This is a genomic window from Brevundimonas sp. LM2 (genome assembly GCF_002002865.1).
Classification (GTDB): domain Bacteria; phylum Pseudomonadota; class Alphaproteobacteria; order Caulobacterales; family Caulobacteraceae; genus Brevundimonas.
Map to the genome: position 1 here is coordinate 2,975,452 of NZ_CP019508.1, position 12,536 is coordinate 2,987,987.

General features: G+C 67.5%; 11 protein-coding genes. 5 read left to right on the plus strand and 6 right to left on the minus strand.

Annotation, left to right across the window (positions count from 1 at the left end; genetic code table 11):
• The 3 genes from BZG35_RS14745 to BZG35_RS14755 all read left to right on the plus strand — a co-directional run bounded on the left by BZG35_RS14745 (position 1) and on the right by BZG35_RS14755 (position 4,585).
• Entirely contained in the window at positions 1-1,131 is a 1,131-nt protein-coding gene (locus BZG35_RS14745; RefSeq protein WP_077356714.1) for a PepSY domain-containing protein, read from the plus strand.
• Complete coding sequence (locus BZG35_RS14750; protein ID WP_077356716.1) at positions 1,128-1,397, plus strand: hypothetical protein; 270 nt, start codon at positions 1,128-1,130, stop codon at positions 1,395-1,397. The genes BZG35_RS14745 and BZG35_RS14750 overlap by 4 nt, the downstream gene beginning before the upstream one ends.
• A gap of 68 nt (positions 1,398-1,465) precedes the next feature.
• On the plus strand, positions 1,466-4,585 hold the full coding sequence (locus BZG35_RS14755) for a DNA methyltransferase (RefSeq protein ID WP_077356718.1): 3,120 nt from the start codon (positions 1,466-1,468) through the stop codon (positions 4,583-4,585).
• A gap of 25 nt (positions 4,586-4,610) precedes the next feature.
• On the opposite strand, the gene BZG35_RS14760 is transcribed toward BZG35_RS14755, so the two are convergent.
• Entirely contained in the window at positions 4,611-5,444 is an 834-nt protein-coding gene (locus BZG35_RS14760) for a hypothetical protein (protein ID WP_077356720.1), read from the minus strand.
• A gap of 349 nt (positions 5,445-5,793) precedes the next feature.
• On the opposite strand from BZG35_RS14760, the gene BZG35_RS14765 reads away from it, so the two are divergent.
• On the plus strand, positions 5,794-6,300 hold the full coding sequence (locus BZG35_RS14765; RefSeq protein ID WP_077356722.1) for a hypothetical protein: 507 nt from the start codon (positions 5,794-5,796) through the stop codon (positions 6,298-6,300).
• A gap of 81 nt (positions 6,301-6,381) precedes the next feature.
• On the opposite strand, the gene BZG35_RS14770 is transcribed toward BZG35_RS14765, so the two are convergent.
• The 4 genes from BZG35_RS14770 to dnaG all read right to left on the minus strand — a co-directional run bounded on the left by BZG35_RS14770 (position 6,382) and on the right by dnaG (position 10,881).
• A complete protein-coding gene (locus BZG35_RS14770) occupies positions 6,382-6,594 on the minus strand; it encodes a type II toxin-antitoxin system HicA family toxin (RefSeq protein WP_077356725.1) in 213 nt (70 codons plus the stop codon).
• Positions 6,591-6,788 carry a type II toxin-antitoxin system HicB family antitoxin gene (locus BZG35_RS14775; protein ID WP_077358183.1) on the minus strand — a complete coding sequence of 66 codons (198 nt, stop codon included), beginning with the start codon at positions 6,786-6,788 and terminating at the stop codon, positions 6,591-6,593. The genes BZG35_RS14770 and BZG35_RS14775 overlap by 4 nt, the downstream gene beginning before the upstream one ends.
• Positions 6,789-6,949: 161 nt before the next feature.
• Positions 6,950-8,914 (minus strand): RNA polymerase sigma factor RpoD, encoded by a 1,965-nt coding sequence (gene rpoD, locus BZG35_RS14780; RefSeq protein WP_077356727.1) that lies wholly within the window; start codon positions 8,912-8,914, stop codon positions 6,950-6,952.
• Between the two features lie 92 nt (positions 8,915-9,006).
• On the minus strand, positions 9,007-10,881 hold the full coding sequence (gene dnaG / locus BZG35_RS14785; protein ID WP_077356729.1) for a DNA primase: 1,875 nt from the start codon (positions 10,879-10,881) through the stop codon (positions 9,007-9,009).
• 196 nt (positions 10,882-11,077) lie between these two features.
• On the opposite strand from dnaG, the gene BZG35_RS14790 reads away from it, so the two are divergent.
• On the plus strand, positions 11,078-11,344 hold the full coding sequence (locus BZG35_RS14790; protein WP_077356731.1) for a hypothetical protein: 267 nt from the start codon (positions 11,078-11,080) through the stop codon (positions 11,342-11,344).
• Here the strand turns inward: BZG35_RS14790 and BZG35_RS14795 are convergent, their stop codons facing one another.
• Positions 11,345-12,484, minus strand: coding sequence for a patatin-like phospholipase family protein (locus BZG35_RS14795; RefSeq protein ID WP_077356734.1), 1,140 nt, complete (start codon positions 12,482-12,484; stop codon positions 11,345-11,347).
• Positions 12,485-12,536: the final 52 nt, after the last annotated feature.

Consider the following 12,536-nt stretch of genomic DNA (forward strand, 5'->3'; position numbering starts at 1 on the left):
GTGAGCCCGGCCACGATCCGCGCCTGGTCCTGGACCCACCGCTGGTCCAGCCTGGTCTCGACCCTGTTCCTGCTGATGCTGTGCCTCACCGGCCTGCCGCTGGTGTTCAGTCATGAGCTGAACGAGGTCCTGCTGGACGCGCCCTGGGCGCCCTCCGCCCCCGAGGCCCAGCCGCTCAGCCTCGACCAGGTCCTCGCCACCGCCCTGGCCCGCCAGCCCGGCGACGTCCCCGCCTTCATGAGCTTCGACGAGGACCGGCCGGTGGTGAACGTCACCAGCCGCGCCCCCGACGCCCCCGCCGGCCAGTACAATTTCCAGCCGATCGACCAGACCAGCGGCGACCCCGCCCCCCTGGTCGCCGGCCATCCGGTCGTGGAGTTCCTGCTCCAGCTGCACACCGACCTGTTCCTGGGCCTGGGCGGCATGCTGTTCCTCGGCGGGATGGGGCTGATGTTTCTGGTGGCCGTCGTCTCGGGCGTGGTCCTGTACGCTCCCTTCATGCGCCGCCTGCCGTTCGGCACGCTGCGGGTGGAGAAGACCGCCCGCACCCGCTGGCTGGACTGGCACAATCTGCTGGGGATCACGGCCGCCGCCTGGGTCGTCGTCGTCGGCCTGACCGGCGTGGTCAACACCCTGGCCGTGCCCATCCTGGCCCTGTGGAAGGCCGACGCCCTGGCCGGCCTGACCGCCGCCGCCGAGACCACCGCCCCCGTCGCCGTGTCCGAGCGCGCCTCGCTGGACGCCGCCGTCGCCCGCGCCCGCCAGGCCCTGCCGGGGCTGCAGCTGCAGTTCGTGGCCTTCCCGGGCACGGAGTACACCACCGACCACCACTATGCGGTCTTCTTCCACGGCGACACGCCGCTGACGACCCACCTGACCACCCCGGCCCTGATCGACGTCCGCACCGGCGACCTGGCCGCCATCGCCCCCATGCCCTGGTATGTGAAGGCCCTGGGCCTGTCCCAGCCCCTGCATTTCGGCGACTACGGCGGCCTGCCGCTGAAGATCGTCTGGGCCCTGCTGGACCTGGCCACCATCGTCATCCTGCTCTCGGGCCTCTACCTGTGGCTGGGCAAGCGCAAGCTGTCCCGCCCCGCCCCCACCCCCACCCGGCGCGAGCCCCACCCATGATCGCCCTGGCCCACCGCCAGTCCCTGGCCGCAATCTTCGCCCTGCCGCTGCTGCTGGCCGCCCTCGTCCTCACCGGCCTGATCGGGGCCCTGCTGGCGGACGGGGTGTGGGACGGGATCGGCGCGGCCCTGATCGCGAGCCCGGGGGTGGCGGTGGTGTGGGCCCGGGTGGCGGCGGCAAGGCGCACCGCACACGCCCCCTCTCCCGGCGGGAGAGGGCTTGAGCGCCCGAGAGCCGCAGGCGATCGGTCTTGCGCGAAAGGGTGAGGGGTTACGGTCTCACCGCCGGCGGCTAAACCCTTGCCACGCGGAGGCGAAGCGGGCGATGACGGGTCGTGACGCCCGCTGACTTCATCGCCAAATGGAACGACGCCACCCTGCGCGAGCGGCAGGGTTCGCAGATGCATTTTCTCGATCTCTGCGCCCTGCTGGATCAGCCGCAGCCGACCGATCCCGACCGCTACTGTTTCGAGCGCGGGGCGACCAAGGCCGGAGGCGACGACGGCTGGGCCGATGTCTGGCGGCGGGGCTGTTTCGCTTGGGAATACAAGGGTCCGCACAAGGACCTCGACAAGGCCTTCCGCCAGCTCGCGACCTATGTCTCCGACCTGGAAAATCCGCCCTATCTGGTGACGTCGGACATGTCGCGGATCATCGTCCGGACCAACTTCACCAATACGGTTACAGCGGTCCACGAGTTCGCGCTGGAGGACCTGCGCGACCCTGCCAAACGCGATCTGCTGCGCCAGATCTTCGAGGGCTCGGAAAAGCTTAAACCGACCGTCAGCCCGCAGGAGCTGACAGCCAAGGCCGTCGAACGCTTCGCCGAACTGGGTCGTCGCCTCCAGGATCGCCGCACTCCCGCCGACACGCCGCTGCACGATCCACGCGCCATCGCCCACTTCCTGAATCAGCTCGTCTTCTGCATGTTCGCCGAGGACGCGCGCCTGCTGCCCGACAAGCTGTTCACCAAGACAATCCGGGGCGTCCAGACCAGGCCGGCGCTCGCTCAGAAGGCGCTCGCCAGCCTGTTCAAGGCCATGGCCAGCGAAGAGGAGGACGACCGCTTCTTCCTCGGCGTCGGCGTTATCAACTGGTTCAACGGCGGCCTGTTCGACGGTGCCGAGCCTTTGCTGCTAGAAGCGCCGGACCTGAAGCTGGTCGCCGACACCGCCGATGAGCATGACTGGTCCGAGATCGACCCGGCCATTTTCGGCACCATGTTCGAAGAAGCGCTGAAGGCCACGCGCAAGCGCGCGGCCTTGGGGGCCCACTACACCGACCGCGCCAAGATTCTGAAGATCGTCAACCCTGTCATTGTCTGGCCGCTGGAGGCGGAATGGGCGGCCGCCCGCGCCGAAATAGCCGCCGCTGCTACGGCCGCTGACGAAGCTGAAGGGCAGCGAAAGACCACGCTTGATAGCCTCGCGGCCAAACTCAGCGCAGAAGATGCTGACGCAATCTCCGAGTCTGAGGCAGTACGGGCTCGCCAATCCAAAAACCTCGAGCTGTTCGATGGCGTCGGCGCTCGCAGGCTCCCGCCAGCCGCACAAGCCGCTCTAAGGGCGGTCCAACCTAAGCTCAAAAAGCTGGATACCTTGCGCGATGAGCACCTTCGGGCGGCGCGTGATCGACTGGAGACCTTCCTGCAACGGCTCGGTGCCTACCGTGTGCTCGACCCCGCCTGCGGCTCCGGCAACTTCCTCTATGTCGCGCTCCATGCGCTGAAGGATTTGGAGCTGAAGGCCTTGATCGAGGCCGAGCGGCTTACCGGCCTGCAGTCGCCGGGGCCGCGCGTGTCGCTGAGTGCGGTGCGCGGCATCGAGATCGAACCCTATGCAGCCGAACTGGCGCGGGTCACCCTGTGGATCGGCGATCTGCAATGGAGCCTGAAAAACGGCTACCGCAACTGGCCCAAACCCATCCTCGCCAAGCTCGACCAGATCGAGAACCGCGACGCCCTGCTGAACCCCGATGGAACCGAGGCGGAATGGCTAGAGCGCGCCGACCAAGTCGATGTCCTTGTTGGAAACCCGCCATTTGTGGGAGGGAAAAAGCAGCAGTCAGCGCTTAAGCAGAATGATCTCAGTCGAATCCGATCCGCATTTGAGGACCGCGTTCCCGCTGATGCAAATCTCGTCGCCTATTGGTTTTTCAAGGCAACCCAGTTGGCATTGGAAGGTCGTGTTGCTCGTTTCGGCTTCATCACGACCCAAGCGATTAGAAGAGGCGCTTCTAGGAGTGTCGTACAGGCGTCTTTGGATGCCGGGCTGATCATCTTCGACGCTTGGTCCAACGAGCTTTGGAATCAAGACGGAGCTCAGGTTCGTGTTTCCTTCGTCAATTTCGCCGCGCCAGCAATTGCCAGTGCTGCGTCGCTCGACGGCGAGAATGTCGAGCGTATCAGCGCCGATCTTCGTGCGGATGTCGCTCAGGTGCGACCTTCTACGCTGTCCGATTCTCTAGGGGTGGCGGCCCAGGGCACAATCAGCGGCGGCCCGTTTGAGGTTCCCCCGACCGTCGCACGAGACCTGCTTGCCAAACCTCTCAATCCCAACGCTCGTCCAAATGCCGATGTGCTGAGGCACTGGGTGAATGGAGACGACCTTACTGACCGTCGCGCCGATTGGTGGATCATCGATTTCGGCGAAGCTGCCTCAGACGCAGAAGCTTGTCTCTATGAACAGCCATACGAACTGTTGCGGCGTAGGTGGGCTGAGGATGATGCCGCAAAAATCGCTGCTGGCGAACCTTTGCTTCGCGCTGGCGAGCCCAGAACTCGCGCTCGTTGGTGGATCCTACAGCGTCGTAGGAATTCATTGCTCAGCGCTCTTTGGGCAGGCGAACGCTTCTTGGCCACGCCACGTGTCTCAAAACACAGGTTCTTCGTTTGGTTAAGAAAGAACGAGATGCCAGACACTCGACTTGTCGTGTTCAGGCGAACCGACGATGCGTTTCATGGGCTGCTTGAGGCCAAACATCACAGAATATGGTCACTTCGGTTCGGCGGAAATCACGGTGTAGGCAACGACTCCGAATATATGCACACGTCGACGTTCGACACCTTCCCATTCCCCGAAGGCCTGACCCCAAACATTGCCGCCGACGACTATGCCAAGGATCCGCGCGCCATCGCTATCGCCGAAGCGGCACGAGACCTGAACGAAAAGCGTGAGGCCTGGTTGAACCCCGCCGACCTGGTGCGCTTCGAGCCCGAGGTCGTTCCCGGCTATCCGGAACGCGTCCTGCCGGTCTCGGACGAAGCGGCGAAGGTGCTCAAGACCCTCACTATGACCAACCTCTACAACCAGCGCCCCGAATGGCTGGACATGGCCCATCGCCGCCTCGACGCCGCCGTCGCGGCGGCCTACGGCTGGCCCTCTGACCTGACCGACAAGGCCGTGCTCGAACATCTGTTCGCCCTCAATCAGGAGCGCGCGGCGGCAGGGCGCTAGACCCTCTCCCGCCACCGCCTGACCCTCACACCGCCCTTACCCTCGGCCCCCGCTCCACCTGCTCCACCACTCCCTCGCCCTCCTCCTCCTCCCCCCACCAGTCCCGGGGCGGCCAGCGCCAGCCGGTCAGGTCTTCCTGGCCCCAGTCCACCCCCTGGCAGCGGCGCAGGTGCTGGGTGACCATCAGCAGGTCGGGCCGGGGCGGGATCGGGTCGATCTCCAGCAGCCGGCCCTCGGCGTCCCAGTAGCGGCTGGCCCAGCCGCCGTGGATCCCGGCTCGGAAGTCCGACAGGGCGACCTCGGGCCCCAGCACCCAGGCCCGCCAGCGCCAGGCGAAGGCCCCATAGGCGGCCTGGGGCGGGCCCCGGTCGGTCAGCAGGTCGAAGGCCAGCTGGTCGGCCCATTCCATGACCTGCTGGTGCACCACGTCCATCACTTCCTTTTGCGCCGCCCGTTCCGCGACGACCTCCTCCGGCGTCGGCGGGGGCGGCTCGGCCGGCGGGCCGTCGCCCCCGTCCCCCGTGATCCGTCCCAGGGCCTCGGCCGCGCGAAGCACGGCGCTGGCCTCCAGCGCCCGGCCCTCCCCCAGCAGGCTGGCGGCATAGGCGATGGCGCCGTCGCGGGCCTGTCTCAGGTCGACCGGGGCGGGCGGCCCCGCGTCGGCGGCGCGGGCGATCGCCCGGGCATGCGCGGCGTGGGTCCAGCCGCAGCGGCTGGCGCGCTTGCGGATCGTGTTGATGGAGATGTTCAGACGGCGCGAGATCGACTCGGCCGTCTCTCCGCCCAGATAGGCGTCACGGATGACGGCCCAGGTCTCGGCCGGAAAGTTGCGACGGGTGCGGATGCCATCCTCGGTCATGCGCGGATCATCGCACGACGTTACGTCAGGATCGGTCGTGCCATCCTTCTGTCCCCTCCTGAACCTGCCTGTCGCGCCAGGACCGGTACGAACCAGGACTGAGCCGGTACAGGACGAACCGGGACATCGGGCGCTGCCGATGGCGATTTCCTGCCGAAAATACGACCAAGGTTAACTCGACCTCATGACGTTTGTTTAAGTTGAAGACCAGCGTTCGCCCGGACTAGATCGTGGCGTCGGCGGGCCCCGGGCCGCGCCGCCATCCATCCCACACCGCTCCGGCGATCCCGGTGCCCGGCCCCCGCCGCGCGCCCCGGCGGAGCCCTGTCCAGACCTTCAGAGGACCCCGATGATCCACCACCTGTCCGTCGCCGCCCGCGATCCGAAAGCGGTCGCCGACTTCTTCGCCGAACTGATCGACGGCGTGACCGTCGACTTCGCCCCCAACCCCGGCAGCTATATGGTGTTCAAGGCCGACGGCCACGGCACCGCGATCGAGATCTATCCCTCAGGCTCGGTCATGGCCCCCAACGGCGATCCGGGGGCCGTCTTCCTGACCCGCCCGCCCGAGGCCGTGGAGCGCTCGCCCACCCATTTCGCCGTCAGCGTCAGCCACACCGCCCAGGCGATCCAGGCGATGGCCGCCGCGCGCGGCTGGGACTGTTTCGTCTGCGACCGCGGCGGCCATTTCCATGTGGTCGAGGTCTGGATCGAGAACGCCTGGCTGGTCGAGGCCCTGCCCCCCGCCTTCGCCGCCGAATACCTCGACTTCGCCGACGCCGTGGCCCGCATGGGCGACCCCACCGGCGTCCTCAACGGCCACGCCCCCCAGGCCCGGACGCTGGAGCGGGTATGACGCACGGCCGAGAGCCTGCCGCTCGACGAGTGGCGAGCTCTCCCTCGTCCCGCCTGTCACCGGGAGGCGTCTGGCCTTGCCCTACAGATCCTCGGGCGTCAGCCCGGTATGCCGGGCCAGACGCGCCAACATCTTCGGGCCCACCTCATCGCCGTCATGAAACGCGAACACCACCTCGGCCCAGCCGTCGCGGGCCAGGACCTTGTGCGATCCGGATTGCCGCTTGATCGTCCAGCCCAGCTTCAACAGGGCCGCCATCAGGCGTCGCGCCTTGACCGACGGCCATGGGCTCATGCCGCCGCGAACCACCGATCCAGTTCGGGGGTGCGTTCACCCTGCTCCAGACGCTCGGCGACGACCCGCAGCGCCAGGGTCTCGACGCGATTGACGGCCTCGTCCCGCGACGTGCCGTAGGCCATCACCCCGGGCAGGGCCGGGGCCTCGGCCAACCAGCGGCCGTCGTCTTCCTGCTCGACCTCGATGCGCATCGACCGCTCCATCCCTGTCGCTCGTGGGGCCGCCAGTATGAGCCGAAGCCCTCCATGGTCAACCACGCGGCCCGCTCCCCCTCCGGTCGCCTTGACCCGGTCAAAGAAAAGGGCCGCCTTCTCCCGGAAGCGGCCCTGATCCTACTGCCTACTGCCTGACCTCAGCTGTCCAGGAAGCTCCGCAGCTTCCGCGACCGCGACGGGTGTTTCAGCTTGCGCAGGGCCTTGGCCTCGATCTGGCGGATGCGTTCGCGGGTGACCGAGAACTGCTGGCCGACCTCTTCCAGGGTGTGGTCGGTGTTCATGCCGATGCCGAAGCGCATGCGCAGGACCCGCTCCTCGCGCGGCGTCAGGGACGCCAGCACGCGGGTGGTGGTCTCGCGCAGATTGCTCTGGATCGCCGCGTCGATGGGCAGGATGGCGTTCTTGTCCTCGATGAAGTCGCCCAGGTGCGAATCCTCCTCATCGCCGATCGGCGTCTCGAGGCTGATGGGCTCCTTGGCGATCTTCAGGACCTTGCGGACCTTCTCCAGCGGCATGGCCAGCTTCTCGGCCAGTTCCTCCGGGGTCGGCTCGCGGCCGATCTCGTGCAGCATCTGGCGGCTGGTGCGGACGATCTTGTTGATCGTCTCGATCATGTGGACCGGGATGCGGATGGTCCGGGCCTGATCGGCGATCGAGCGGGTGATCGCCTGACGGATCCACCAGGTGGCATAGGTCGAGAACTTGTAGCCGCGGCGGTACTCGAACTTGTCGACCGCCTTCATCAGGCCGATGTTGCCCTCCTGGATCAGGTCCAGGAACTGCAGGCCGCGGTTGGTGTATTTCTTCGCGATGGAGATCACGAGGCGCAGGTTGGCCTCGACCATCTCCTTCTTGGCCTGACGGGCCTCGCGCTCGCCCTTCTGCACGGTCTGGACGATGCGGCGATAGTCGTCGATCGGCAGGCCGGCCTCGACCGCCACGGCGGCGACGTCGTTCCGGATGGTGGCGATCTGGGTCGCCTCGTTGTCGCTGAACTTGGTCCAGCGCACGCCCATGTCCTTGACCCGGGTGGACCAGGTCGGGTCCAGCTCGGCGGTGAAATAGGCCTTCAGGAATTCGGGACGCGAGATGCCGTAGCTGTCGGCCAGGCGCAGCAGCCGGCCTTCCAGACCGATCAGCCGCTTGTTGATCGCGTACAGCTGCTCGACCAGGGCCTCGATGCGGTTGTTGTTCAGCTTCAGCGTCTTCAGCCGGCCCGAGATGGCGGCCGACAGGGTGTCATAGGCCTTGCGGTCCTTGGCGCTGAGGTCCTCGCCCTTCAGCCGGGTCTCGACCAGCTTCTCCTGCAGGCGGCGGAAGCCGTCGAAGTCGTTGGCGATGGCGTCCAGGGTCTCCATGACCCCGTCGCGCAGCTCCGCCTCCAGCGCCGAGATCGACATCCCGCCGCCGTCGTCGAAATCCTCATCCTCTTCATCCTGCTCAGCTTTTTCCGCCTCGGCAGCCTCCGCCGAGCCCGGCGCGGGCTCGGGCTTGGGCGCGATCGGCTGGCCCGGGATCGGGGGCTGGGGCTGGTTGTGCGGCAGGGACGAGGGGTTCAGCACGCCGTAGGTGGCGTCCAGGTCGATGATCTCGCGCAGAAGGATGCGGTTGTTGGCCAGCTCGTCGCGCCACACCATGATGGCCTCGAACGTCAGGGCGCTCTCGCACAGCCCCGAGATCATCGCGTCGCGCCCCGCCTCGATCCGCTTGGCGATGGCGATCTCGCCCTCGCGCGACAGCAGCTCGACGCTCCCCATCTCGCGCAAGTACATGCGAACGGGATCATCCGTCCGGTCGTACGTCGGCTTGGCATCGCCCTCGGTGACAGAGGTTTCGGCCTTCTCCGCCAGCTCTCCGCCCGTCGATTCAGCCGCGTCTTCTTCGGCCTCGACGACGTTGACGCCCATTTCACTGAGCATCGCCAGGGTGTCTTCGATGGCGTCGGGCGTGACTTCTTCGGAGGGCAGAACCTTGTTCAGCTCCTCCATCGTCACATAGCCGCGCGCCCTGGCCTGTTTGATGAACTTCTTGACGCCGGCATCGGTCAGATCAAGCAGCGGGCCGTCGGTGGTGGCCTCAGGCGGTTCCTGCGTATCGCTCATTCAGTCTACGTCTCCGGCCACTGGGGGGGATCAGGCCCCTTGGCAAAAATGCAACATTCGTTCCAAAACAGCGCCTCTGGACGCCTGGTTCCCTACGAAACCACCGCGTCGTCCCAGATCGTCCCGCTCCGGATGGCTCGCCGCAACGCATCGCGCTCCGCCTTCAGACGACTGAAGGCCGAGGCGTCGAAGGCGTGATCCGCCCCCGACTTCGCTGACGCCAGCGCCGAGTCCAGACCCGCCACGCGGGTCAGGGCATCGAAGCCTTGCGACCACCGGACCCTTGCCTCGGCGAGGGGCGCATTCGCGGCCAGGAAAGGCGCGCCGGACTTTGCCGCCGCCTTCTCGACCTCGCGCACTAAAGCATCGTGTCCGGAAGACGCGAGATGGCGACGCAGGGCCGCGCTGTCAAGCGTTTGGCCGGCGAAACGGAGCCGCACCAGCTCCTGGGCCAGGCCGTCCAGAGCCGGGTCGCCGAAGCCGTGCGAGGCGATCGCCTCCAGATGGTCGTCCATCCGTTCCGGGTCCTCGATGGCCCCGTGGGCCAGGGCGGCGGCGATGGGCTCGATCGAGCGGTTCAGCGCCTGCATGGCCTGGGCCCCTTCCGCAGTCTGGCCCAGCTTGGGGGGCGGGCCGCCGGGACGCCAGCGCCCCCCGGCCGCCTGGGCCCGCTGCGGGGCCTGAGATCGGCCTGGGAACAGGGCGTCGAACCGCTCGAACAGATCGCGCCGATACTGCTCGGCCAGATCCTTGTCCTGAATGGCCGAGGCGGCCGTGCGCAGCCGCCCTTTCAGCCCGGCCTTGCGTTCGGGCGTGTCCAGCGGTTCGACCTCGGCCTCGCGCCGAAACAGGACCTCGGCGAAGGGCCGCGTCTCGGTCAGGGCCTGGCGCAGGGCCGGGGCCCCCTTGTCGCGCAGGATGTCGTCCGGGTCCTGGCCCCCCTCCAGCAGGGCGAAGCGGAACGACCGGCCGGATTTCAGCAGCGGCAGGGCCCGTTCGATGGCGCGGAAGGCCGCCCTCTGCCCGGCCCCGTCGCCGTCGAAACACAGGATCGGCTCCGACGAGACCCGCCACAGCAGGGCCATCTGCTCCTCGGTTAGAGCCGTGCCCATCGGGGCCACCGCCGGCAGACCCGCGCGCTGGCAGGCGATCACGTCCATATAGCCTTCGACCACGATGATGCTCTGGGTCGATTTCGACTCCGCCCCGAGGATCCGCCGCGCCTCGGGCAGGCCGTACAGGGTCGCCCCCTTGTGAAACAGCGGGCTCTCCGGCCCGTTCAGATATTTGGCCCGGTCGTCGGGATTCATGGCCCGGCCGCCGAAGCTGACCAGCCGCCCGCGCGCGTCCAGGATCGGGAACATCAGCCGGTCGCGGAACCGGTCATAGGGCGACCCGCCGCCCTCGGGCGAGATCAGCATGCCCATCTCGACCAGGTCGCCCGGCTTTGCCCCGCGCTGGACCAGGGCCGCCTTCAGCCCCTCGCGGTCGTTCGGTGCATAGCCCAGGCCGAACCGGTCCCATTGGTCCTCGGGCAGGCCGCGCTTCTCCAGATACTCCCGCGCTGCCTTGCCGGTGGAGCGGCGCAGATTGGCGGCGAACCATTTCTGCGCCAGGTCCATCCAGTCGGTCAGGCCCTGTTTCTTCGCCTCGCGCTCGGCCGCCTGGGGATCCTCGGCCGGCAGCTGCATCCCGGCCTCGGCGGCCAGCCGCTCGACCGCCTCGGGAAAACTCAGCCGCTCCGTCTCCTGCAGGAAGCTGATGACGTCGCCGTGCTTGCCCGACGAGAAGTCGTGGAAGAAGCCCTTGTCGTCGTTGACGAAGAAGGACGGCGACTTCTCCTTCGAGAAAGGGCTCAGGCCCACCCATTCGCGACCCTGGCGCTTGAGCTTCACCGACCGACCGATCACGTCGGACGGGCGAAGGCGGGCCTTCAGTTCTTCCAGGAAACGGTCATCGAAGCGCACGGCGCATCCTAGGCCCCAAAGCGCGACGATGGCAGTTAACGTCTCATTAACCAAGAAGGCCAAAGCGGGGCTGTAAGAGCCTGTTTTGGTTGAACATTATTTCGTCCGAAAGCGGAACTATCCACAGATGACAGGGTTAATCCACTGTTCACACGGGCGCAGAAGCGCCGCTGCACCCAGTAACACGAGCTTTCCCATGTTCATCTCCATCGCCCGTCCGGCGGTCGAGCCCATCGGCCCCGACCCCGTCGCCGTTCCCTATGCCCCCGCGATCCACGATCTGACCCCGCGCGCCCTGCACGCCCGTCTGCTCGACAACGCCGCGCAGCGCCGCCGGCGCGGCATCGAGCGGAAACAGGCCGATCGGCCCGAAGACGCCGACTACTGGCTCCACGCCGCCCCGGTCGCGGTCCGCAAGGCCTGCGCCCTGCGCGAGGAGCGCAGCTTCGCCCCCCTGCCCTGATCAGCGCCAGGCCGTGCCGTCGCGCCCGCCCTGGCGGCCGACCTGATAGACGGCGGTCATGGACTCCACGCTGAAGTCCAGCGCCGAGGCCTCGGAGTCATCCGGCAGGGCGGCATAGCGGAAGAACAGCGCATTCGTGTCGGCGAACGCCCGGTTGCCCGCCAGGGTCGTCAGCAGAGAGGCGCGCAGCAGGATGTCCACGCTGCGACCTAGGACCCCCTGGGGGCTGTCTCGGGTGATGGCGAAACTGGGGTTGGTGCGGCCGTTGATCAACACATAGAACCGCGCGTTGCGAAGCGTGCCCGACGGCTCGCGGAACGACCACAGCGTCTCGGGCACCGCCAGGAAGGGTGTGGTCACCCCGCCGTCGACGTGCATCTCCTCGAACCTCAGGCCGCCGTTGTCGGACTGGATCAGGACCGGCGGAAAGGCGCCGGGGATGCTGGCCGAGGCCACCAGGACGCTGCGGAACAGCGCCAGCGCCTCGGGCGTCCCCTGGCTGGCGATCGCGCCGAGGTCCCAACTGACTCCGCGTTGCGAATCCAGGTCGGTGGTGGCGACCAGCAGCACCCGGCCCTTGGCGGATTCGATCGCGATGGCGCGCAGCAGGTCGGCGTCGACATAGCGTTCGACCAGGGCGCGCAGCGGTTCCGACTTGTAGATACCTGATCCGAAAAAGGCCCCCAGCCCCTGGGGTTGCAGCAGACCCGCGGCCGCGCCGCCGGTATAGGCCTCGGCCAGCTCATCGTCGTAGGCCGGCCCCAGGAAGACGAACGGAGCCGCGAGGGCACCGGTGGACACCCCGGTCACGACCTCGAAATCGGGGCGGTCGCCCCGATCGCTCCAGCCCTTCATCAGGCCCGCGGTGAAGGCTCCGTTCGAGCCGCCGCCGCTGAGGGCGATGAAGTCCAGATGCGCGTCGGGTCCGGTCGGCACGCCGTCGCGGAAGGCCTGCTGGAAGATCGCGGCCCGGTCCTCGGCGTCGAGATAGACGCGGATCGGATGGCCGGCCGCCGCCACCAGCCCCATGGGCCGGGCGCCGTCGCGGTCCTGGGCATCGAAAGCGCTTCTCGCCCCGCTGGCGCAGCCACCCAGGGTCAGAGCGAGACAGCCGGTCAGGGCAAGAAGGATGCGCCGCATGCGCGGACGCTAGCACAAGTTCGCGGAAGAAACAGTGACGCTTGCCCGTGCC

Coding starts and splice junctions, on each gene's coding strand:
- BZG35_RS14750 (WP_077356716.1), top strand. CDS start 1,128: ATGATCGCCCTGGCCCACCGCCAGTCCCTGGCCGCAATCTTCGCCCTG.
- BZG35_RS14760 (WP_077356720.1), bottom strand. CDS start 5,444: ATGACCGAGGATGGCATCCGCACCCGTCGCAACTTTCCGGCCGAGACC.
- BZG35_RS14765 (WP_077356722.1), top strand. CDS start 5,794: ATGATCCACCACCTGTCCGTCGCCGCCCGCGATCCGAAAGCGGTCGCC.
- BZG35_RS14770 (WP_077356725.1), bottom strand. CDS start 6,594: ATGAGCCCATGGCCGTCGGTCAAGGCGCGACGCCTGATGGCGGCCCTG.
- BZG35_RS14775 (WP_077358183.1), bottom strand. CDS start 6,788: ATGCGCATCGAGGTCGAGCAGGAAGACGACGGCCGCTGGTTGGCCGAG.
- rpoD (WP_077356727.1), bottom strand. CDS start 8,914: ATGAGCGATACGCAGGAACCGCCTGAGGCCACCACCGACGGCCCGCTG.
- BZG35_RS14790 (WP_077356731.1), top strand. CDS start 11,078: ATGTTCATCTCCATCGCCCGTCCGGCGGTCGAGCCCATCGGCCCCGAC.
- BZG35_RS14795 (WP_077356734.1), bottom strand. CDS start 12,484: ATGCGGCGCATCCTTCTTGCCCTGACCGGCTGTCTCGCTCTGACCCTG.